The organism is Evansella tamaricis (assembly GCF_019042215.1).
GTDB classification, from domain to species: Bacteria; Bacillota; Bacilli; order Bacillales; family Salisediminibacteriaceae; genus Evansella; species Evansella tamaricis.
The window spans coordinates 37,423-60,378 of the sequence record NZ_JAHQCS010000092.1 but is presented as its reverse complement, the minus strand read 5'-3'; the positions used below and the strand labels follow the sequence as shown (position 1 = coordinate 60,378).

At 38.0% G+C, this 22,956-nt stretch carries 24 protein-coding genes and 1 riboswitch; of the genes, 11 read left to right on the top strand and 13 right to left on the bottom strand.

The genetic code is table 11. The features are described from left to right. Positions 1 to 264: 264 nt before the first annotated feature. On the bottom strand, positions 265 to 1,896 hold the full coding sequence (locus KS419_RS10205) for a Na/Pi cotransporter family protein (protein ID WP_217066303.1): 1,632 nt from the start codon (positions 1,894 to 1,896) through the stop codon (positions 265 to 267). 287 nt (positions 1,897 to 2,183) lie between these two features. On the opposite strand from KS419_RS10205, the gene KS419_RS10200 reads away from it, so the two are divergent. Next, positions 2,184 to 2,975 carry a DUF1189 domain-containing protein gene (locus KS419_RS10200; RefSeq protein ID WP_217066293.1) on the top strand — a complete coding sequence of 264 codons (792 nt, stop codon included), beginning with the start codon at positions 2,184 to 2,186 and terminating at the stop codon, positions 2,973 to 2,975. A gap of 288 nt (positions 2,976 to 3,263) precedes the next feature. After that, positions 3,264 to 3,596, top strand: coding sequence for a helix-turn-helix domain-containing protein (locus tag KS419_RS10195; protein WP_217066292.1), 333 nt, complete (start codon positions 3,264 to 3,266; stop codon positions 3,594 to 3,596). Positions 3,597 to 3,718: 122 nt separating this feature from the next. On the opposite strand, the gene KS419_RS10190 is transcribed toward KS419_RS10195, so the two are convergent. The 4 genes from KS419_RS10190 to KS419_RS10175 all read right to left on the bottom strand — a co-directional run bounded on the left by KS419_RS10190 (position 3,719) and on the right by KS419_RS10175 (position 6,704). Then, on the bottom strand, positions 3,719 to 4,432 hold the full coding sequence (locus tag KS419_RS10190; protein WP_217066302.1) for a TasA family protein: 714 nt from the start codon (positions 4,430 to 4,432) through the stop codon (positions 3,719 to 3,721). Positions 4,433 to 4,474: 42 nt separating this feature from the next. After that, positions 4,475 to 5,089, bottom strand: coding sequence for a signal peptidase I SipW (gene sipW, locus KS419_RS10185; protein WP_246593768.1), 615 nt, complete (start codon positions 5,087 to 5,089; stop codon positions 4,475 to 4,477). Next, positions 5,076 to 5,903, bottom strand: a complete 828-nt coding sequence (gene tapA, locus KS419_RS10180; protein ID WP_217066291.1) for an amyloid fiber anchoring/assembly protein TapA — start codon at positions 5,901 to 5,903, stop codon at positions 5,076 to 5,078. Before tapA ends, sipW begins: the two co-directional genes overlap by 14 nt. A 117-nt stretch (positions 5,904 to 6,020) precedes the next feature. Next, positions 6,021 to 6,704: a TasA family protein gene (locus KS419_RS10175; protein WP_217066290.1), complete on the bottom strand. Its 684-nt coding sequence runs from the start codon at positions 6,702 to 6,704 to the stop codon at positions 6,021 to 6,023. Positions 6,705 to 7,593: 889 nt separating this feature from the next. Here KS419_RS10175 and KS419_RS10170 point away from each other — a divergent pair. After that, on the top strand, positions 7,594 to 7,833 hold the full coding sequence (locus tag KS419_RS10170) for a helix-turn-helix domain-containing protein (protein ID WP_217066289.1): 240 nt from the start codon (positions 7,594 to 7,596) through the stop codon (positions 7,831 to 7,833). Between the two features lie 85 nt (positions 7,834 to 7,918). Here the strand turns inward: KS419_RS10170 and KS419_RS10165 are convergent, their stop codons facing one another. From KS419_RS10165 to KS419_RS10155, 3 genes are all read right to left on the bottom strand, one after another. After that, positions 7,919 to 8,053, bottom strand: coding sequence for an anti-repressor SinI family protein (locus KS419_RS10165; RefSeq protein ID WP_217066288.1), 135 nt, complete (start codon positions 8,051 to 8,053; stop codon positions 7,919 to 7,921). Between the two features lie 31 nt (positions 8,054 to 8,084). Then, positions 8,085 to 8,192, bottom strand: a riboswitch (cyclic di-GMP riboswitch). Between the two features lie 634 nt (positions 8,193 to 8,826). Beyond that, positions 8,827 to 9,456 carry an NfeD family protein gene (locus KS419_RS10160; protein WP_217066287.1) on the bottom strand — a complete coding sequence of 210 codons (630 nt, stop codon included), beginning with the start codon at positions 9,454 to 9,456 and terminating at the stop codon, positions 8,827 to 8,829. A gap of 204 nt (positions 9,457 to 9,660) precedes the next feature. Then, entirely contained in the window at positions 9,661 to 10,599 is a 939-nt protein-coding gene (locus tag KS419_RS10155; RefSeq protein ID WP_217066286.1) for a DUF1002 domain-containing protein, read from the bottom strand. 916 nt (positions 10,600 to 11,515) lie between these two features. On the opposite strand from KS419_RS10155, the gene KS419_RS10150 reads away from it, so the two are divergent. Next, entirely contained in the window at positions 11,516 to 11,872 is a 357-nt protein-coding gene (locus KS419_RS10150; protein WP_217066285.1) for a hypothetical protein, read from the top strand. Between the two features lie 135 nt (positions 11,873 to 12,007). Next, positions 12,008 to 13,117 (top strand): flavodoxin-dependent (E)-4-hydroxy-3-methylbut-2-enyl-diphosphate synthase, encoded by a 1,110-nt coding sequence (ispG, locus tag KS419_RS10145; RefSeq protein ID WP_380085960.1) that lies wholly within the window; start codon positions 12,008 to 12,010, stop codon positions 13,115 to 13,117. A gap of 305 nt (positions 13,118 to 13,422) precedes the next feature. On the opposite strand, the gene KS419_RS10140 is transcribed toward ispG, so the two are convergent. After that, positions 13,423 to 13,851, bottom strand: a complete 429-nt coding sequence (locus KS419_RS10140) for a DUF4190 domain-containing protein (RefSeq protein WP_217066284.1) — start codon at positions 13,849 to 13,851, stop codon at positions 13,423 to 13,425. Positions 13,852 to 13,954: 103 nt separating this feature from the next. Here KS419_RS10140 and KS419_RS10135 point away from each other — a divergent pair, with 103 nt between their 5' ends. The 4 genes from KS419_RS10135 (at position 13,955) to KS419_RS10120 (ending at position 15,891) form a co-directional block, all read left to right on the top strand. Continuing rightward, positions 13,955 to 14,521 (top strand): hypothetical protein, encoded by a 567-nt coding sequence (locus tag KS419_RS10135; protein ID WP_217066283.1) that lies wholly within the window; start codon positions 13,955 to 13,957, stop codon positions 14,519 to 14,521. 399 nt (positions 14,522 to 14,920) lie between these two features. Next, positions 14,921 to 15,175: a hypothetical protein gene (locus KS419_RS10130; RefSeq protein WP_217066282.1), complete on the top strand. Its 255-nt coding sequence runs from the start codon at positions 14,921 to 14,923 to the stop codon at positions 15,173 to 15,175. Between the two features lie 156 nt (positions 15,176 to 15,331). Continuing rightward, positions 15,332 to 15,571, top strand: coding sequence for a hypothetical protein (locus KS419_RS10125; RefSeq protein WP_217066281.1), 240 nt, complete (start codon positions 15,332 to 15,334; stop codon positions 15,569 to 15,571). A gap of 65 nt (positions 15,572 to 15,636) precedes the next feature. Then, positions 15,637 to 15,891, top strand: coding sequence for a hypothetical protein (locus KS419_RS10120; RefSeq protein ID WP_217066280.1), 255 nt, complete (start codon positions 15,637 to 15,639; stop codon positions 15,889 to 15,891). A 66-nt stretch (positions 15,892 to 15,957) separates the two neighbouring features. Here KS419_RS10120 and KS419_RS10115 read toward each other — a convergent pair whose 3' ends face one another. The 4 genes from KS419_RS10115 to KS419_RS10100 are packed head-to-tail and all read right to left on the bottom strand — an operon-like array spanning position 15,958 to position 18,954. Continuing rightward, the gene (locus KS419_RS10115; protein WP_217066279.1) at positions 15,958 to 16,380 is read right to left on the bottom strand and encodes a Fur family transcriptional regulator; all 423 of its coding nucleotides are present in this window, start codon (positions 16,378 to 16,380) and stop codon (positions 15,958 to 15,960) included. A 53-nt stretch (positions 16,381 to 16,433) separates the two neighbouring features. Further along, on the bottom strand, positions 16,434 to 17,291 hold the full coding sequence (locus tag KS419_RS10110) for a metal ABC transporter permease (RefSeq protein ID WP_217066278.1): 858 nt from the start codon (positions 17,289 to 17,291) through the stop codon (positions 16,434 to 16,436). A gap of 17 nt (positions 17,292 to 17,308) precedes the next feature. Further along, complete coding sequence (locus tag KS419_RS10105; protein WP_217066277.1) at positions 17,309 to 18,139, bottom strand: metal ABC transporter permease; 831 nt, start codon at positions 18,137 to 18,139, stop codon at positions 17,309 to 17,311. Further along, positions 18,139 to 18,954 carry a metal ABC transporter ATP-binding protein gene (locus KS419_RS10100; RefSeq protein ID WP_246593767.1) on the bottom strand — a complete coding sequence of 272 codons (816 nt, stop codon included), beginning with the start codon at positions 18,952 to 18,954 and terminating at the stop codon, positions 18,139 to 18,141. Before KS419_RS10100 ends, KS419_RS10105 begins: the two co-directional genes overlap by 1 nt. Positions 18,955 to 19,221: 267 nt before the next feature. Here KS419_RS10100 and ppx point away from each other — a divergent pair, with 267 nt between their 5' ends. Together ppx and KS419_RS10090 are read left to right on the top strand one after the other, a co-directional pair. Continuing rightward, positions 19,222 to 20,763, top strand: coding sequence for an exopolyphosphatase (gene ppx, locus KS419_RS10095; RefSeq protein ID WP_217066276.1), 1,542 nt, complete (start codon positions 19,222 to 19,224; stop codon positions 20,761 to 20,763). Positions 20,764 to 20,790: 27 nt separating this feature from the next. Further along, complete coding sequence (locus tag KS419_RS10090) at positions 20,791 to 22,911, top strand: RNA degradosome polyphosphate kinase (RefSeq protein WP_217066275.1); 2,121 nt, start codon at positions 20,791 to 20,793, stop codon at positions 22,909 to 22,911. The last annotated feature ends 45 nt before the right edge of the window (positions 22,912 to 22,956 follow it).

Genomic DNA, 22,956 nt, shown 5'->3' with positions numbered 1-22,956 from the left:
GCTCGTCGCTCGCCTGATAGGAGAAAACCACTCCTATCAAGCTTTTTAAAGATTGCGACGGCTACGCTCATTGCTTAGGGACTGTAAAAGTGGAATAGCACCACTTTTTCAGTTCCCATGCGAGTAGGTGCTGGAGCTAGACACAAGCCGAAGGAGCCGAAGCTTATACATTCTGTGTGTAACTTTCATAAAAGGTCTTAAGGGATCTACCAAACCCCTTAAGACCTCCATTTTCCACCTATTTCTTCAAGCTAATATTACTTATTATTCTTCTCCAATAACTGCTTCCGCAATATTCACTGCATGGTCACCGATACGTTCTAAGTTAGAGATCATATCCACAAAAATAATCCCTGAAGAAGCTTCACAACTTCCTTCGTTTAAACGGAGAATATGCTTTTTGCGAAGTTGACGTTCCATCTTATCAATCTTTTCCTCTTTCAGTACAACGGCACGTGCTTCTCCAACATCATCCTTTTCTAAAGAAAGCATTGCCTGACGAACAGTATCTATAGTGAGACTAAACATTTCATTTAAATCTTCCATTGCAAGATCAGAAACTCGTACTTTATTTGCCACCTGATATTCTGCAAGTTCAATAATATTTTCCATGTGGTCACCGATTCGTTCAATATCCCTGACGGTATCCATTAACATAGAGTGAAGTCGTGAATCTTGAACAGACAACGAATTGGCTGATATTTTCACTAAATAATCGGTTATCTTCCGGTCCAGGTTGTTGACTGCATCTTCAAATTGATATGTCAATTCTGCATGGCGTTTATTTTTATTAATGACAAATTGTGATGATTCCACAAGTCCTTGTTCCGCTAATTGCCCCATACGAAGAGTTTCCTTCTTCGCTTGTCCTAATGCAATGGCAGTAGATTGCTGGATTAGAACAGGATCCAAATGTTTTGCCTTATATTCAATAACCGTTTCCTTACCTGGAATAATCTTGATAACGGCCATTGCCAATAATCCCACAAACGGCAACTGAATCAATACGTTTGACACGTTAAAAATACCATGTGCAACAGCGATGGTCATTTCAGGATTCAGACTCCAACTTTGCTGTAAAAAATCGATCATGGCAATATAGGGACCTATAATGATCAATACAAGAATTGTCCCAATCACATTAAATAGTACGTGTGTCATTGCTGCACGCTTAGCTGCGATGGATGCACCAAGGGATGCCAATACAGCTGTGATCGTTGTTCCAATGTTATCCCCGAATAAAACGGGAAGTGCCGCATCCAATGTCATGGCACCTTGAGAGAATAACTGTTGCAATAGTCCGATGGATGCAGATGAACTCTGGACGGCTACCGTAAAAATTGTACCAATTAACACCCCTAATAGTGGATGTTCACTCATGGAAATTGTCAATTCCACAAAGATATCTAATTCCCTTAATGGCTTCAAACCATTCCCCATTAAGTTTAGCCCATAAAATAGAGCTCCGAATCCAAAGAAAACCTGTCCAATATTATTTGCCTTTTTACTTTTAATGAAAAAGATTAAAAACGTCCCGACAGCAATAATTGGTAAGGCATAATCGGAAATCTTCAACCCGATAATAAATGCTGTAATTGTAGTTCCAATATTCGCCCCCATGATAACACCAATAGACTGTCTCAATGTCATAAAACCGGCATTAACAAGTCCTATTGCCAAAACTGTCGTACCGGTACTTGTTTGTAGAAGGACAGTTACAATTATACCAGCTAATACACCCATGACAGGGTTACTTGTAAATTTATCTAATACATCCCGGAGCTTGTCCCCCGCTGTTTTTTGGAGCCCATCTCCCATGTATTTTATACCGAATAAAAAAATAGCTAAACCACCGAAGAACATAAATAGAATATCTCGTAATTCCAAACAGTTCATCCCCTTTTTATACATCTGGTTTCGTTCTAGTTTGTCACCGGTTTTAATCTTACGTGTAGATTATTAATTGTTTGTTAATGTAATGTAAAGATTTTGTTAAGATTTTGACCATTTGATCATAATGACCTGCTTTTAAGAATTAGATAATGATTTTGACTAGGAGAAATTTTATGTTTCATTGAAGACAAGAGTGTTATTATTCTCATCTCACAGTTGTTTTTTACAACTTCTTGTCTGATTTTGTTATAATAAGTATCGAATTCACTTATAGAAAAAGGAGCGCAATTATGAACATCATCCAACAATTTTTCAAAAGTATTTATTCTCCAGAAACAATCGCAAAGTTTAGGATGCAAAAGATCGGTAAAACAATCCTGTACGTATTCTTCCTAATGTTACTTGTTACAATACCTCCTGCTGTGATTTTAGGATCAAGTATTTCGTCGTTCTATAATAAAACAGAACACCATATGGTTAACACATTCCCCGATTTTTCCATTGAAAACGGAGTCCTCTATAGTGATGAAACGGAACCCATCATTGTAGAAGAAGATGGTGAAGTCATTATTTTTGATTCCACAGGCGAGCTAACCCCATCTGATCTTGAAGGGTATGAAACTGCTTTTGCCCTATTGGAAAATGATATTGTAGTTATTACTGACGGTTTCCATCAAACGATCTGGTATCAGGAAGTGGGAATTAACATGACGAAAGGGGAAGCGATGGAGTTAATCGAAAGTTTTGGAAGTGTGCTCCCTTTGATTATCGGGCTCATTATTTTCCTAACGTATATATTTACTACTGGGATGAAATTTTTCGGAATCTTTACATTGTCCCTTATCGGATTACTATTGAAACGTAAAAATGCTGCGAACTTAAGTTACAAAAGTGTGTGGGTTTTGTCAGCATACACTGTAACATTACCGACAGTGCTTTTTGCAATACTTGATGCATTGCGTATACAAATACCATTTTTCTCTTTTACATTGTACTGGGTGATTGCCATTGTAATGTTGTATCTCGTATTTACGAACATTCCACAACCTAGGGAGCCGGTTGAGGAACTAGTAAACCAATAGTAATTGTTGGAAAAAGAAGTTATTCCATGGAATAACTTCTTTTTTATGGAAAATTTTTCACTGCTACAGAGGAAGATTTTTCCTTGATACTATAAACATCACTAATAAAAATTATAATTGTAGTATATTTTTTCCGTTTTTCTAGTTTTGCTTTTGAGAAATATGATATATTAATTAATATATCATTCTAGAATGGTCATAAACGTTAATAAACACCCGAAGATTACATATAAGAAATAATGACTATAGAAAGAATAGTAGCACTACATTAGCAAAGGGGATATGAACATGGTAGGAGAACGGGTAAAAAAGTATCGTAAGGAGGCAGGATTAACACTCACTGAGTTAGCTGACAGGGCTGGTGTCGCTAAATCTTATTTGAGTGCGTTAGAGCGCAATATTCAAACGAATCCTTCGATTCAATTTCTTGAAAAAATAGCGGCTGTTTTAAACATAACGATCGATCACCTTTTAAAGGACATGGATAACATGGAACCTGCTGGTGACGACATCGATACGGAATGGAGAAAACTAGTGTTAGAAGCCATGAACTCCGGTGTTTCTAAGGAAGAATTTCGTGACTTCCTCGAATACAACAAATGGAAAATTAACCAAAAATAACAAGCCTCCCGCATGTGGGAGGCTTGATTTATTTTTTTAGGAGGAGGTATTGCTTATAAATAAAAAGCCTCGAAAAGGATTAGTGATCCTAAATCGAGGCTGATTTTCGTAAGTCTGATTATTTATTCTGCCACTCGCTTTTTCCTACGACTATATACAAACATGGTAGCTCCTATGAGAAGAACTAGAACACCTATCAACAAGTAATTAAAGGAATTCGTAGCTGTTTCAGGAAGAATCTGTCCGTCCTTGGAATCTTTATCAAGATCATCTTTATCAATCGGTCTTGTTGGTTTTTCCTCTTCTTCATCTACTGGTGGTTCTGGTTCGCCATCTGAGAGCACTTCTTCCGCCACAAAGTGGAATTCGAATGATGCGGATAGGCCTTGGTATTCGTTCATGTTTTCACCAGTAGTTGGGAACCTAACCTCTAATGTTAAGTCCTCCTCAAAACCAGCTTCTAGATAGCGAGGTTCAAAACCTGTGAACTCTGCTATATCCCCTTCATATAGGAGTTCATCATTACCATCTTTCACTTCCATTTTAAGAATATTAAACAGTTTTCTCGGATCAGCATCTGGACTGTTTATGTTTTCCACTTTCATCTGATAAGTGAAATCAGTACCTCTGTTTTGTATTGTCAAATTCCGTTCTGCCCAATCACCAGGCTTCAAATTTTCCAGTTCAAATAATACTGTATCTGGAGTAGTGGATATTGATACTGGATTTGTATCTGCTAACGCCTGACTATTAAATTGAACTGTCAAAAAAACGAGAAGAGCAGCCACAAACACCTTGCCGGTTAAAATTATAGATTTCATATGGATTTTTTTCATAATATCACCTTCCCTTTGATGGGTAATCCAACCACCATTTTATTAGGTACTCTTTAAAGGGTCTTCCATATCGTTTTGCTTTTCGGAATGATCCTGTTCCTTTTTTCCTTTTTCAAGTTCAGTAATACCTTGTGATATCGTCGCAGCTGCATGAAATAGCATAAACAAACCAGGTATTATTAGTAGCAAGGCTCCCCCTTCTTTCGACTGGGCAAAGTTTGCAACATAGCCGATATAAGGAATCGTAAAACCTGTGTATTCAGCTAAAACATTCTCTGATAGAACAGGATTCGTGTCTGGCGAGGCATTGCTGTCCCCTTTGGTACGATACAACACATGATCTCCACTGTGGATGACCTCTTCGATTCTATGGGTAACTATGAGATCCCGTTCGTGCATAAAAGTGATAATATCTCCAGGTTGAAATCTTGTCATATCTCCCCCAGGTTTAACAGCAATAATAGATCCCGTTTTAAATTCCGGTTCCATTGATCCAGATAAAACCATTTTTAGCTGATAGCCGAAAAATTGTGGTTCGCCACCAGATGCTTTTGTAGAGATTACAAGTACTGTCAGAATAATAAGAGAGATAAATAGAATTCCACTGATTATACGATTAGCCCACAATTTAGCAGCTTTCATTTTAATTATCACCATCCTGTGCTTCATCCGTATCATCCACATCGGAATTATCCAGATTTTCTTTCTCTTTGTCTTTTGCTTTCTCTTTCTCTTTCTCATTGTCTTTCTCTTTCTCTTCATCTACTGCTTTATCCGTTTTATCTGAATCGTCTTTTGACTTATCTTTGTCATTATCTTTTTTCTTATCTGCTTCTTTTTCCGAATCTCCTTCGGATGCAGCAGATTCTTTATCTTCATCATTATCACTAGTTACATCTTTCTGATCATCAAGGTCTGAATCCTCTGTTTCATTTTGTGTTCTTGGTCCCGCTGCATTACAATTAACATGAACTCTTTCACTCCAAATGACTTCTCTATCATCATAATTATCTCCATATCCTTCTCGTTGATAGGCTTTAAATTTATAAACCCCATCGTTCTCTGCATCATACGTTAGTTCAACGGTTTCATCGGCATTAATAATTCCCACTGTTCCTTCCGCTACCAAATCTCCATTTTCTGGATTTCCATTTGCGACAAAATATACTTCATACTCCGTTTCTCCAGTCATTGAGAATCCATTGTTCTTTAGCTCAACACTTATCTCAATTGGTGCACAAGCTTTAATATTTTGATTACTTCCTATAAACTCTAGATCACTTTTATCCCACCAATAGTCAGCTGAGCTAATAGAGATGTTCATATCCGTACCATTGCTAAAATACGCTAATGTACTAGCAGTTATCAAAGTAATAGAAATCAATAAGACATAGCATATAGCTAAAATTTTCGTAGTAAATTTTAAGCCTTTATACTTTTCACGATACTTGGACAACCTTGAACTCCTCATATCCATTCCTCCTTCATTAAAGAATTTATTTATTATCATGAGTTTGCAAATGAATTTTCAAACTCATGATAATAAATAGGGAGAAAGGTGAGAGAATTCTCACCTTTCATAAATTAGTTAATTTTGGATATACTCTCCAGGAGTTTGGTATCCTTCAAACGTCCAAGTAAGTTCAAGGTCTAGATTTTGAAGGTGGTTTTGGTCTTCATCTAAATACTCAAATTTGAATCGTACGTCCATGTAGGCAGTTTCTCCAACTTCTAAAATTGGGGACACGATCTCTTCAGTCTCATTCCAGTAACCAATCCAAGGTATTAAATATGGCCAAGTATTAACCCATTCCCACTCCAGATCAATCTGATCTAGAACATCTTCGAAATCTTCCTGAGTCATGTTCGCTAACTGATATAGAGTAAGTTCCAAAATAACATCGTAAGGCTCGTCACCGCCAGTATTACGAAGGAATTCCACAATGATTGAATCAGCATATTGGTCTGCTAGAGTAGATCCCACAGGTACACCATCTTGTTTAACGCTATAGGACGTGGACAAGTCTACATATTGAATATCTAGAGTTCCGTCGTTGTATAACTCAAATGTTTCATAGGTCCAATCCCCAGGCTTAATGTTGTCTAGTTCCACATTTACTTCAGGAATAGAGCTTAATGACAATGTACCAGATGCAAATGTATTAGTTTGCACTGCAGTTCCACTGAAATAAGCAAATGTTCCTCCCCCAATTAGTGCAATACCCAGTAGTGCCGACATAATACCCATGCTAAGCTTTTTCTTAACGCTCATTCTACTTCCTCCCTCAATCTTTTTCTTTTTTATCTTGAATCCCTTTAGGATTAACAAGTAAACCAGGAATGAATGTTTGTCCATTCATCACTCACCTTTTTGTTCGTTTTAACGAATTAAATTCACAAAAAAATATGTATATTTTATAATTCCACTATTTAATTCGTTTTAGCGAATCAACTTACAACGTCAGTATACCTCACGTAAATAGAATTAGAAAACCTCATAAACGGTCATTTTGTTCGTTATTACGAATATAACGAACGTTTTTCTTCAATTATCTCTCTTTTTCTCAAAAAGACAATATTTTTCCTTTATAAAGAACAAGAATAGAGTTAATTGATGGGGTTTATGTTAAATAATGGGTGTTAAGAGGCGTTATTAAGATTATAAAAGAGCTTGTGATAACTGAGATAATGAAATAAATCGCACTATTGACTAATCTGAACATATCTCACACTAATTTATTTGGGCTTATTCTGTAGACTGTTGCGATTGAAACATGTTCATTGTTAAGCTGTAAAAATTCATACACGTTGTTGGTCAGTTGGAAAAGGGGAAGCCCTAAAGTTTTCCATTCAGAGTTTGATTGGAGCAATACCCAAAAAGGTAATTTCCTTGAATATGTTAATTGTGCCAAATGGTTCGAGAGATTATGGTGTAGTCGAAGGCCACCCACATTGAAGCGATACATCCATACTTGTTCGTACGATAATAGTACAAAAAATATAAATTCCTTCATAAATTCTTTATAACGAACACTTATCTTTGTTTTTTGGGATTTTACTCCTATTTACTCCCTCTTTTGATGTTTTTCCAAATTTGTTATATACGTTATAATGAACAGTAATGACAATTTGTGTTTATATTGGGGAAAGGAGGCTATTATATGATAGGAGATATGATACGACAAAAGCGAAAAGAAAAAGGCATTTCTCTATCTGAGCTTTCAAGGATGACTGGTGTTTCAAAGTCCTACTTAAGCTATTTAGAGCGGGGGATGAAAAAAAATCCTTCTATAGATGTAGTTAAACGAATATTTCAATCATTAAATTTACCGATTACTATCCTTACTTCCCAAGACGATAATAGTACTAGTTCTAGTGTTTCTGACAATTATTATCGATAACCATGGGTATTGACTAATAGTTCCCTTTCCAAAACTGGCAACATAAAAAACACTTTTAACAGTATTGTTAAAAGTGTTTTTATGGTTAGACGCTTGTTGCTGCTGCCTGCTTCCGTTTAAGAAAAATTCTGATTTCCTCTTCTGACATTCCCATCTGTAATGCTTCTTTAATTAATTCGACCCACTCCACGTCAAGTTGACTATCCACTTCTTTGACCATCCTCCAGGATCCCCCTTCACATCTCTACCCGATAGGCAACCCGGCAGTCATAGACAAATGCAACAGTACGATACTATGTATTGTCCTTAGACCCAAAGTTTTGCGTCACTATCTTTCAATAGTTTTGCCATTATCCATGGGAGGCGTCTCATTAAATTTGCTAAATTTTCAGAATTGTACTTACATTTGTTCTTGATAATTTGAGTATAGTCCGTTTGTTCTAAATAGTGTGCTGAATTTTGTCACATGCCTTAAATTAAGTATTTCGCCCCATTGATTCGATATTGTTCGACTTTTTTCGATGTTAATTTCATAGTTATTTTATCTTCAAACATCTTTACATTAGGTCTATTCTCACTCCACAACACATGCATTCCTACTATTTTCGACATAAAACACCATTCTATTTTTGACTTTAAAATTTTTTAAACTTGCAATTTAAATCAACTTTCTGTGCATTATTTGGCGAACAAAAATAGTGTGAATGGTGGAGAAAACTTTACTCTTAAAGCATAAGAAAGCGAAAGCGCCACGTCTTGGCATACCCGATATTAGGACGTTCTGTCCGTCGACACAAATCATAGCTTATTCATGAAGGGTTGCTCTTGGGTCACAAGCGTAGGGCAATGCCTCTTCCTCTACTAGCATCGCTCACGTGCTTCCACTGAAAGTAAACACTCGTTGCTGGAGCTAGACAGCGATAAGAAAACCTATATTTTCTTCCTATCCTTCAAAAAAACAGCCTATAGGTAGGCTGTTTTGTTAATTACTATTTATGTTTCAGGGACGACGACAATCCTTGTTCCATCCACGGAGATAACTCTTATTTTTTCATTGGGCTGCATCCATTGATTATCCGTTGTTGCACTATATAACTTTCCATCCACTTCGATCGTACCTGTTGGACGGAATGGCGTTTTCGTAACTCCCGTTTTTCCAACGAGCTCTCTATACGATTCATTCATGGAATTGTATCCTAGGTCACTTGACAATTTATCCTTTAAGGTCATCTTTGACCACATATTTCGCGGAGGAAAAACCTTTGTAAATAAATAAGCTGCCGGAGCGGCTAAAATTAAAGCCATCGCCACCAATGTTCCGTAAACTAATCCCGGTGCAGGCAATGCCAGGCCGAGAACCATTAACAAAAGACCAAACAGGGCAATTGTACCGTCTGTTGTTACCTTTCCGTCAAAAATAATTAGTGCTAACCCAATTAGATAGAGTAAAATAACCCATAAACTTGCAGTAGCAGTTAAATGGTGTGAAAAATAGATGGCCATGATTACCACGCCGAGAACAGCGAACAGCCCTTTCGCCCTTACCATGAGCTCTCCAAAAATAAATAAGGTGGCAATAAAGACTACAAAAAAGCCAAAGGAAGGTACATTTAACAGTTCCATCCTGAATCCCCCTCTCATAAGACGTAATTATTTTTATTTCTTATATTATTTTATCAGATTTTAGATCCTATGTTTATGTACGAAAAAGAAAATAATAAGTTTCAACATTTGTTAAAAAAGTTCACAAAATTGTGCGGGACCAGGTCCCTGTAAAAAACGGCTTGAGAATGTCTCAAGCCGTCCGATGCTGCCTATGTCTATGTGTTAACTACCTATTTGTTTATTTCCTACTGATTGGGCAAATTGGTCCGGTTCTATATCCATGGATGAGCTAAACCAACCTCTTAATGCATCAATCATTGAACTGAAGAAATCTAGGATGGCCTGAATAAATCCTTGTCCTTCGTCACTGCTAAGGAAATCCGATAAATTATCACGAACTTTTGAGATTTGATTTTGCACTTGATCCCAATCGATGTTTAAATCCCTCATTCGGTTAAACAAGGATACTAATCCATCTAACTCAGTATCTGTCAACGTCATACCAAGTTCATTTGCAATCCGTTGGATTAAAGCACGTAAATCCTCTTCCGTCTGAATATCTTCATTAGAAATGGCTTCCTTAATTCTTGCCATTAGCTCTGTGGCCTGATCCACACCATAGTTTTCGCCTAACTCTGCTGTCTTCACAAGTTCTTCATTTGCCACTTGCTTCTGTTCCTCAGGAATCACTTCATCCGTAGTCAATTCGTACGCTTTAATCAGTCCTGTTAATGCACCTGTACCAGAGACATCAAATGGGGCTGTCACATAAATATCTGCGTCTTTCACACCTGCTGTAACTAAAGCGTTCGCATACATACCTTCTGAAACCCAAGTGATTTTGTTCGTCTCCACATTGATTCCTTCCCCTTCCGGTAACAGGGTAATTATGGAGGAGGATAGGGCTCTTGATCCAATAATGTTTGCTGCTATATAATCTCCTAAATAATGATGCTCTTCTTCGTTAGTTACATAAATAATTTCTGCTTCCTCTTCGGTGACACCCATTTCTGCTAATATTTCCTGTTTCTGTGTTTCAGATAAGTTTTCCCCTAACGTTACGATTTGTTCCCCGGCAATGGCATCTGCAAATACCATGGACGATACGAATAACCACAGGGCAAAGGTGGATATTAATATTTTAGTTATTTTGTTTTTCATTTAAATTCATCCTCTCTGTAGCAACTTCAACCCATAATAGTAGAAAACACTAATTTCATTTAAAAGAAAAGGGACTTAAGTGCTAACTTTCATCTAATTTGATAGATATCATCTTTCCACATAAGATTTTTATCTTATTGGTGAAAGGGGTCAATGTTCCGTTTACCTAAAGACAACCAGCATATAGTAAGCCGAAGGAGACAGGAACATCCACCATTCCATGTCAGCTATAAAACGTGGCCCATAAGCCATCCTTTATTTGCGGATCATCCCGTAAGAGCTAAAACCATGCCCCTTTCACCCTTTGAGACGTACATAGGAACAAAAAGGTTGCAAAAGTGCGTAAAAATATTTCACTCCCATCAAAAAAAGAATTCCTGGCTTGACCAGCCCAACGTATGATTACATTTTATGAGAATTCTTGTCCTTCTATGACTCCTCTAGTATCCCTGTTTCCCTAAACTCATTTATTTAATCTGTATTCTATTATACTATTATGTCCCCTGCAGTTCTTATTTAAACAGGTTTTAGTGAGATTCTAGTTTTCTCTATTATTTTTTCTAGTAAACTGGAATAAAATCACTAGACATACCATATATATGAGTAAAAGATTTTATATAAAGGCTTTGTTATCGTTCAATGTTGATTTTTGCGAAATTCACTCCCTTTCCGCGGGCGGTTCGGGAGCCTCCTCGGTGCTTCACACCTTGCGGGGTCTCCCCTGAACTCGCTTTTCCCGCAGGAAAGAGCACAACTTCTCTGAAAATACGTCGATTTGTCTCGACGGATACGCCTCGGAGCATTTGCTCGCAGAGGAAGAGACAGTAGTCGTAAATTTCGCTAAAAATCATCCTGTTAAAAAATCAACATTAGCCTTTAACATAGTCTATATAAAAGAAATAAGGAGATGGAGCAGATGCGCCCATTACTTGTGTTAATCATAGCAATTCTTGTTAGTGTAAGCGCCTATTACGATTTAAGGAACGGGACGATTCCACAGGTGTCCAGTCACAATGAGATCGACATAGAGGAATTAGAGCAGATGGAGGAAACGACTGATGAACCTTCTAATCAAGTCAGTTTACCCTATCAGGAAGTTATCGTGGAATCAGGACATACGGTTTATGGTGTTGTGAGAGCGCTCCATGATGACAGCTTTTCGATTCCCCCATATAAAGTCGTTGATGACTTTGAGGCGTTAAATCCCCAGGTGGAAGCCCATAAAATCCTTGTAGGGGAAATTTACCGTTTCCCCCTGTATGCTTCTGAGTGATTGGATGAGTTTTAGTTCTTGCCACAAGTGTGAGGTCGTTGGTACAATGAACAAGGAATAGAAAAGCTCATCTAATGTATGGGCTAATCTTTTAAAAATGTTTATAAACATCGATAACATAAAGGGGCGATACGAGTGACCCAAATTATTCATCGAAAAAATACGAGACCGGTGAAGGTTGGACCAATCACCATCGGTGGAAGCGATGAGGTTATTATTCAAAGTATGACCATGTCAAAGACACACGATGTGGAGGCAACTGTAGCTGAGATCAACCGTTTAGAAGAGGCTGGATGTCAAATTGTCCGAGTGGCGTGTCCTGACATGCGAGCAGCAGAAGCCATTTCGGAAATAAAAAAAAGGATTAACATCCCCCTAGTGGTCGACATTCATTTTGATTATAAACTTGCCCTAAAAGCCATTGAGGGCGGGGCAGATAAAATCCGAATTAATCCTGGGAATATTGGAAGACGGGAAAAAGTGGAAGCCGTTGTTAATGCGGCCAAAGCAAAAGGTATTCCAATCCGTATTGGGGTTAATGCCGGCTCACTGGAGAAGCGGATTTTAGATAAATATGGTTATCCAACGGCAGACGGTATGGTGGAAAGTGCACTACACCATATTAAAATTCTGGAAGAATTGGATTTCCACGATATCATTGTATCCATGAAAGCGTCCGATGTCCGATTAGCCATCGAAGCTTATGAAAAAGCATCGAAAACATTTGACTATCCGTTACACCTTGGGATTACGGAGTCTGGAACCCTTTTTTCTGGAACCATCAAAAGTGCTGCTGGATTAGGGATCTTGCTTCACCAGGGAATCGGGAGCACGATCCGTATCTCCCTCAGTGCAGATCCTGTTGAGGAAGTGAAAGTAGCGAAAGAACTATTGAAATCCTTTGGTCTTGCGGCCAATGCGGCCACATTGATTTCCTGCCCAACATGTGGGCGAATCGAAATTGATCTTATTAGCATCGCCAATGAAGTGGAAGAATACATTCAAAAGGTCAATGCACCGATTAAAATCTCTGTTCTTGGATGTGCCGTTAACGGTCCTGGAGAAGCAAAAGAAGCGGATATTGGTATTGCAGGTGCCCGTGGAGAAGGTCTTTTATTCCGAAAAGGCAAGACCATTCGTAAAGTACCAGAAGCGGAAATGGTAGAAGAACTTAAGAAAGAAATTGATAAATTAGCAAAAGAACACGAAGAAAAGCAAAAAGCTGAACAAGAATTAGCGAAGTAATATGAAAAGCGGAATCGACTATGGTTACGAGCGTAGGGCAGTGCAGGAATGACAACTAGAAGTCCGTTCTTTGACTTCGGTTGTCACTTCCGAAGTGCCCCGCAGCGAGTAGGCGATGGAGCTAGACAATGAAAAGCGGAATCGACTATGGCGTTGAGATAACTTTCCCAAGGTGCCGAAACTTGTAAATTCTTATCTTTAAAAAAAGGGCGCACAATATTGTGCGCCACTTTCTTTTTTACATTAGGTGAGGAGCGTTTTCAAAAAAATACAGCTTTCCACTCACATCACCCCTGGCGATTTTGTCAGGTGACAAATGGTGCAAAAAAGACAGCCATAATGATGGTAAACGCACTGATTGCAATGGCCGTGTAACCAAGAGCTTTATGGCCTCGGTTAACAGTCATAAATCCAAGGATCAGTCCCGCTGCGGCGAAAATGATGGGTAAGAAGAATAGGGAAACAATGGACAAGGCAACTGCCAATGTTCCAACACCTTTCCCTTCTGTTACTTCTGTATCTTCTTCCCTTTCCACTTCCCTCGTTCGATCAGAAGAAATTTCCGTCTCCGCTCTTCCACCTAGAAGACCAGGGTTCGGAGCGTATTCAACAGATGTTTCTTCCCGATAATCGGATTCTTTCTCATGCTCAGGGTCGTATTTCACATCATTACTTCGTTCATCTTTTACCACATGTAAATCCCTTGGACGGTTATTGTTATCAAATTGAGACATCTTATAAACCCTCCTTTGCCAAGGCGTGTAAACTTAGTATGCCAAGGTGCTATTGAATTATGGTTGTAAATGATTTCTTATCTAATTATTGGAGTGAAGTTATATGAAAAAAAGACGGTTTGGCATTGATATTGACGGTACGGTAACGGATCCAGCAACATTTGTACCATATTTAAATGAACATTTTAACAAAAGCTTTACACTCGATGATCTAAAGGAATATGAACTCTCTGGCCTGTTGGGTATCACACCGGAGGAATTTTGGAAATGGATGCTGGTTCATGAAAAACACATTTATTCGAACTCAAATTTAGCCGCACATGCAAAAGGAATTTTAACTGATTGGAACATGTTCCATGAACTATTTTATATTAGTGCAAGGTCGAAGGAATATCATGACATAACTACTGACTGGTTTAATCGCCAGGAATTACCCTTTCACCATATAGAACTCCTTGGAAGCCATAACAAGTTAGAGGCTGTTAAAAAACACGGAGTTGATATTTTCTTTGAAGATAAACACGACAATGCCTGTGCCATTGCTGAGGAATGTAAAATTCCAGTGATCCTCATGGACACCCCTTACAACCGAGAATCAGTTCCAACTCTTGTTTATCGAGTTGACAACTGGATTCGTGCAAAAGAAACAGTTGATACGTTATTTAACTAATTGTTAATTGTTAGTGAAGAAGGTGGTGTCCTAGTAGGTCATTGAATTATGATCTTTAGAGGAGCTGCCTCATTCTTTTTCACTTTTTGTGGTTTACTTTAATTATTTTCTTCCATAAGGTGGGATATCCCACCTTTTTATCTTTCTTTTGGTATCTATTGTTCCTGTATGCTTGAACGGGAGCTTCGTCCGGAGGTTCGGGTAGAAGTTACCCGTTCTTGGGACCAAACCGAACCGGAGCTCGAGCCGAATTTTTTTCCACATCAATTTTTTCCACAAGTAAAATGCCTCTTTTCTTCATTTATTACAATATCAAATTAATGACTATGGAGTTTGTCCACTCTCCCTTCCTTTTTTTCCATATATTAAAGTAATTGGAAAAGAAAGGAGGGGATAAATATGACTAATCATTCTCCAAGGTTCGTAACACGCGTTGCGTCACCCGATGACATTAACCGCAACCGCAATAAACTACAAAATGAAAATTTCATTAAAGACAAGAACTTTAACTTTAACATTGCGGAAGTAACAGAAAGCGGAAACTCTTATGTAGATGTGTACGTGGATGCAGAGGCTTTTGCTAAAGCACATCAGGCACAAACCCAACGACAGCGTCAAGTGGGTGTCGAAGTAGATCATAAGCATCGTAAGTAATGAAAGAGCCTCAACTAAAGGGTGGTAAATTCCCTGCTCTATATGCCTTTTTTGCTTTAGAAAAAGGATTTCAAATGAATGACTATGGAGTTTGTCCACTCGTACCAAGAATTTCCTCATATTGTAAAGTAGTTTCTCATGAAGGGAGGGGTGATCATGCCAGCTAGACAACGACCAACAACAGCATTTCGCTTCTTGTCCGATGACGACATTAACAAGAACATTAACAGACTTGATAACGAAAACACAATTAAAGACAAAAACTTCAATTTCAACATTGCAGAAGTAACAGATAGTGGTAATTCTTATGTTGATGTATACGTGGATGCAGAGGCAGTAGCAAAAGCTCGCCAGCTTCAGCGACAACGTCAACGTCAAACAGGCCTTGACCTTTAAGAAACTTGGGGGTGCTTTTTATAGCACCCCGCCCATTTGCTAAATTTAATTAGGAGGAATTTCAGATGCCTAGGAAAAGAGAAATAAAAGCCGTCGTTCATCAGAGCGGAAACTCTGATGTGGATGTGAATGTAACTGTAGATACTACTGCCCTCGCCTATGCCTTTGCTACATTTTTATTTGTAGATGGACGATTGAAAAAAGACAAATATGACGAAATGATAAAGGAATTGGATAAACATACAGGACGTAAAGAAGAGGCTGGCACTGGAGATGTGGCTCATCTTATAAGTAAAACAAAGAGGCGGTTTCTTACCTAAACCCACTTTCTTAAGTGGGTCCTTTTTGAATGAAGAAAACATTTGTATTTTAAAGACCACAGCATTCTATGGTCTTTGTACCTCACACTGTTCGCAATATCCATATACCTCAAATTTATGGCCTACAATATGAAAGCCTTCTTTTTTAACCGGAAATAAATCCATTGGGCATTCATCAATATGTTTCGTTTTTCCACAATCTAAACAAATAAGATGGTGGTGATGGTGATCTGTGGAACAAGTAAAACGAAACTTTTTTTCACCATCTAGCTCTGTCGATTCTAAAATGCCTAATTCTGTAAACACTGATAAATTACGGTAGATTGTATCAAAACTTAATCCTTTGTATTTGTCTTGCATGGATTCTAATACATCCTTCGCTGCCAGATACCGTTTTTCATTAGAAAAAAGCTCCAACATATCTTCCCGTTTATCTGTGTGTTTAAAACCTTTTTCCTTTAGACGCTGCATCGCTTCCTGTACGTTCACACCAAGACCTCCTTCATTAACACTAGAAAAATCACTATAAAAATATTAGTACATCATTTGGTTAACACATCAAAAGTTGAAACAAATTGCTTCCCCCGTTTAATAAGATTAGCAATGAGTAATAAAATCACTCCAGAGACAACGATCATTCCTCCAGTGGCAATATTAAAATAATAAGAAGAAACAATACCACTTATGATAGCAACTTCTCCAAACAGGATTCCAAGAAGAACAACCTGACGGAAGCTTTTGGCAATTTGAATACTTGCAGCCACTGGTAAAGTTACCATCGCACCGACAAGTAGTATTCCAACGACTTTCATGGACATGGAGATCACAATTGCAATTAATAATGAAAAAAAGAAATTTAATCTCCTAACTGAGATACCAGATGTTTTTGCAAACTCCTGGTCAAAGGATATGGAAAGCCACTCTTTGTAAAAACCAATTAATATCAGAAAGGCAATGGATCCGGTGATGAGAATAAAAAGCAAATCAAATAAGGATACCGTGACAATACTTCCAAAAAGATAGTTATACCATTCTACCGTACTGCCCTGTGATAAACCGATCAGTATAGCACTCAAACCGATTCCGGATGATAAAATAATCGGGACGGCAAGTTCCTGAAATCCTTTATAAATATGCCTTAGTTTCTCAATCAGTATCGATCCCATGAGGGAAAATAATAGTCCTGTATACAACGGATTGATAAACGTTAACCACATGATGGATTGACTAAGAAACACTCCTGCGGTAATCCCAGTTAATGTGATATGGGATAGTGCTTCTGTGATAATTGTTATTCTTCTCACTAATAAAAATGCCCCAAGCAACGGACAAATAAAGCCGATGATTAAACCTGCGAGTACGCCCCGTTCCAAAAACGTTAGTTGCTGCAGTAACTCCATTTTTTACACCTGTCCTATCATATCCCTTTCCGTTTTAACAAGAGAGAGATTAATAATATAATAACATTTAACATGACAATTGTTCCACCTGGGGCAATGTCTAAATGAAATGCGCTAAAGAGGCCAACAATAACAGAAATTTCACTAAAAAGAATGGCATACAAAAACGTTTGTTTAAAACTCTTTGCCCATCTCATTGCAGAGGCAACTGGAAGTGTCATTAAAGAAGAAACGAGAAGAATTCCAACAATTCGCATGGATGCTGAGATCACTAGAGCAACCATAATGATAAAAAGAAAATGCAGTGTTTTTTTAGGAATCCCCGAGATTACAGCCTGGTCTTCGTCAAAACTTAAGAAGAACCACTCTTTATAAAAAAGGAGCATCATTACTAATACAAATAAAGTGATACTTACTATCATATGAAAATCAGATTGACGTATGGCAGCAACACTGCCAAATAAGTAGTGAAATAAATCATTATTAAATCCGTTGGCTAAAGAAATAAAAACGACTCCGATTCCGATTCCGGCAGATAAAATAATAGGAATCGCCAGCTCTTTGTAATACCGGTAAACATTCCTTAGTCTTTCAATGAAAATGGCGCCTCCAACGGAAAATGCCATTCCCATATACATGGGATTTAATCCTGCAAAGTAACTATAATGCCTTCCCAATAACAGACTAAAGGCTATCCCGGACAAGGTGATATGAGATAATGCATCTGAGATTAACGCAAGGCGCCGCACTACTAAAAAGACACCAAGCAACGGAGCCAATAAACCAATCAGCATCCCAGTATAAAGGGAATACCTTAAAAAATCAAACTGAAAAAAAATTTGTATCATTAATGCCCGCTCCCATCGTGATCATGGTCATGGTCATGGTCGTGATGATCATGGTTATGGGTAATGACACGGACATCATGTCCATATAATGACGTCATCATACTGTCATGCTGAGATTCAAACTCAAGTTTATTCCCGTGGAAATGAAGACACTTATTCAAGCAAGCCACATCTGTTATATACTCGGTCATCGCTCCGATATCATGGGTAACTAGTATTAATGTCATGCCCCGCTCCACATTTAGCCGTTGAAGCATCGTATAGAAGTTTTGTACGGATTTAGCGTCCACTCCGACTGTTGGTTCATCCAGTATTAATAGTTTTGGTTCACTTACTAAAGCCCTTGCAATAAAAACACGTTGCTGTTGACCTCCAGACAGTTCTCCAATATTTTGATGGACATAATCCTGCATCCCCACCTGTTGAATCGATTCTAATACCTTCTGTTTATGCTTCTTTGTTAAGAAGCGTAATAGACCAACCTTTCCGTATAGACCCATAGAGACCACTTCAAAGACGGTTGCCGGAAAACCACTGTTAAAACTATTGGCCTTTTGGGAAACGAAACCAACTTGACTCCAATCATTAAACCTCTGGATTGGTTTACCAAAGAGTTTAATGGTGCCAGTAGTTGGGGAAAGTAACCCTAAAATACATTTAATCAATGTGGATTTACCCGATCCATTAGGTCCCATTAGCCCAAGGAAAGAGCCTTCAGGTATATGTAAATGAATATCCTCTAATACATTCCTTTGGCCATATGTGAAGGATAAACCTTCTACCTCTATTGCCATTGAACGGGATGCTTTGGTCATTGATAAGACCTCCAATTATAAATAACACCATTCAGACAGACCCTGATTCCATTCGTTTCATGGGACTGGGAACCATCACTCGGTGTTTTGACATAGAACCAGTAAGAATGATTACGATTTATTTTCATGTGTTAGTATACCTCACCACCCTTTTTTTGTAAACAATTCGAACCGTATCTCTCTAGTTCTGATGAAGGATATTCCACATTCGATTATGAAACGACTATAATAGAAGTACTGATTATTATTTCTCGAAGGAGTGTCTGAATGAAAAAGCAGCAAATCGGAATTATTGATATGGGGTCTAACTCTGTCCGGTTCGTTATATACGACATCAATGAACACGGAGGAATAAAAGAGATCCAAAATTTAAAAGTAGTGGCTAGACTAAGTTCCCATATTAATAAGAATGGGGAGATGACAAAGACAGGTATAAAAGAAATCGGAAAGGTTTTAGAACGTTTTGAAACCATTGCCAAGAATTATTCATTAACAACTGTCCGTTGTGTCGCCACCGCAGCGATTCGTAATGCAACGAACCAAAAGGAAATTCTTAAAGCAATCAAAGGAAAGAGTATTTTTTCGATTGATGTCCTTTCTGAAAAAGAAGAAGCCTATTACGGGTATCTGGCTGTCACAAACTCCATGAACATAGAAGACGGAATTACGATCGATATTGGGGGAGGCAGTACAGAGGTAACCTTATTTGAACATCGGAAATTAAAGAACTATCACAGTTTTCCATTTGGAGCCATTACATTAAAAAAACAGTTTATTTCTACTGATCAGCCTACGGAGGAGGAAATGCAGAGATTAACCTCGTTTTTGTTTGAACAGTTTAACAGCCTCACATGGGTCAAAAATCAAGGACTCCCTGTCATTGGTATTGGGGGAACAGCACGTAATTTAGCATTAATTCATCAGCGCCAGATCCTCTATCCGTTAGCAGGATTACACCAGTATGAAATGTCAATTGATGACATAAACTCTGTCAGTCAGGGTCTCCTTCGATTGAACTTGGAAGAACGAAGACAAGTGGAAGGACTGTCAAAAGACCGAGCAGATATTATTATACCTGCCATTAAAGCGATAGAGGAATTGATCCGTTTCTCCGGGAGCGACAAATTTATCGTCAGTGACAAAGGTCTTCGGAATGGGTTGTTTAGTGAAATGTATCTACAACCGATTGGTATAACACAATTTCCGAATGTTGCAGAGGAGAGTTTTTATCAGCTCAGTCTTGATTACTCCATGGATAATGAACACCAGAAACAAATTTCAATCTTGGCATTATTTATGGCAAAAGAACTGAATCCATATCTTGAATCTCCCTTGACTAAATATGATTTATTACTGTTAAGGTGGGCAGCAAGAATTTTTTACATAGGTGCTTCGATCCATCCAGAATCTAAAAGCCAACACACGTTTTATTTATTAACTAACCAGTCCGTTGACGGGCTCACTCACAAGGAACGGTTCGTCTTAGCTTTACTGGCTTCATTTAAATCACGTTCCCAACTGAAACAATATGCCTCTCCCTTTCCCGGATGGCTATTAAAAGAGGAATCCTCGAAATTAGAAGTCATGGGGGCTATCTTAAGACTTTGCTGGGCGTTAGATTATTCCCATCGCGGTGTGATCCTGTCTGTCAAACTGGAACGTAAAGATGATTCCACCTACGTGCTCCATTTTGGTTATTCCGGTGATCCATTTTTTGAAGAAACGTACGGGAAAAAACACAAAAAACACTTGGAAAAAGCACTTGGAAAACAAATTGAGTTTGTGTTTGAAAAAAACAATCTTTTCTGATTTTCTATCAATGTATGGTATGAAAGGATGAAACATGTGTACGTGAAGAACGATCCTAACCTGAGGAGATTACAACACCCAACTTATTATAATAATCGGGAACTTAGCTGGCTGGCATTTAATAAGCGGGTACTTCAGGAAGCTATTGATGAGAGGAATCCCCTTTTAGAGCGATTAAAATTCATTGCAATTTTCAGTTCTAACTTAGATGAATTTTTTATGGTCCGTGTGGCCGGCTTAAAAGATCAAGTTAAAGCGGGATTTAATAAACCAGAAAACAAAGCTGGAATGACACCGAAAGAACAACTTAAGGAAATAAGCACTTATACACATCATCTCATATCCCTACAGGATGATTTGTTCAATGGTTCATTGAAACCTAGGCTCCATGACGAAGGAATTGAACTTTTAAGTATGGAAGAGATGACACCGGATCACATCGAATATTTGAGTCAGAGGTTTAATGAATACATTCTACCAGTTTTAACACCTATGGCCATCGACTCGTTACATCCCTTCCCCATGTTGACAAGTAAAAGTTTAAATTTGGCTGTCTCCTTAAAGGGGCAACCTATGAATATCCAAAAGAAGATGGCCATTGTCCAAGTCCCATCTGTGTTAAACCGGTTTATCCACTTACCGCCCGTCCATAAAGATGATCATTGTTATGTATTATTAGAAGATGTCATCAGCTATTTTATACAAAGATTATTTTCAGGTATGATAGTTGAATCAGTATCTCCTTTCCGAATAACAAGAAACGCCGATTTGACCATTCATGAAGAAGGTGCCCGCGACCTCTTATTAGAAATTGAAAAAGAGTTAGAAAAAAGAAAATGGGGTGCTGCCGTACGGCTTGAATATATAAAAAAGAAAATGGATCCAAATGTCCTGACGTATTTAACAACTATTCTTGAATTACAAGAAGATGATCTTTATGAAGTATCCGGGCCAATTGATTATACTTTTTTATCTGCCTTTGCCACAGATATATCAAAGGATCATGAACATCTTTTGCATGAGACAGCTATCGCCCAACACCCTCAGGATTTAGTTGGGGAAGGTGATATTTTTGATGCCATTCTAAAAAAAGATATATTCCTGCATCATCCCTATGAATCGTTTCAACCCTTTGTGGATCTCATGTTTAAAGCCGCCGAAGATCCAAATGTACTGGCAATCAAACAGACACTTTACAGGGTAAGCGGTGATTCTCCAGTTATAGATGCATTGGAACAAGCAGCAAACCGCGGCAAGCAAGTAACGGTTCTTGTGGAGCTGAAAGCTCGTTTTGATGAAGAAAGAAATATTCAATGGGCAAAAAAGCTTGAAAAAGCAGGTGTTCACGTTATTTATGGAATTACAGGGCTAAAAACTCACAGTAAAATCACATTAATTGTTAGACAGCAAAAAGGGAGTATTCAACGCTTTGTTCATCTTGGAACTGGTAATTATAATGACTCCACAGCGAAGCTGTATACTGATATGGGGCTTCTAACTTCCAAAGAATCATTTGGAACAGATGCAACCTACTTTTTTAATCATCTCAGTGGTTTTAGTGTCAAACCGGAATGGAATGAAATTTCCACAGCACCACTTGAAATGAGAGACAAATTTCTTGAATTAATCGATTTAGAAATAGACTGTAAAAACAAGACTGGAAATGGTCATATTATTGCAAAGATGAATTCCTTAACAGACAAACCCATTATCTTGAAGCTTTATGAAGCGAGTTGTGCCGGTGTAAACATAGATCTAATTGTCAGGGGCACTTGTTGTTTAAGGCCAGGAGTTATTGGAGTTAGCGAGAATATCACCGTACGAAGTATAGTTGACCGCTTTTTAGAACATAGCAGAATTTTTTATTTCTATCAGAACGGAAAGGAAAGCACTTATTTATCCTCAGCAGATTGGATGACCCGTAATATGGATAAACGAATTGAAATACTTTTCCCAATACACTGCCCTTCCATCAAAAAAAGGATCAAAGATATCCTTCTTATTTCGTTAAAGGACAACACGAAAGCAAGAATTCAACAGCCCGATGGGACTTATGAATATGTTCATTTTACAAAGGATGACAAACCTATTCAAAGTCAGAAAATACTCTATGACATGTCACGGTCAACAAAAAAAGAAAAATATTGATTTTAAAAGGATGTCTCAACAGAACACGAGACATCCTACTTTCTA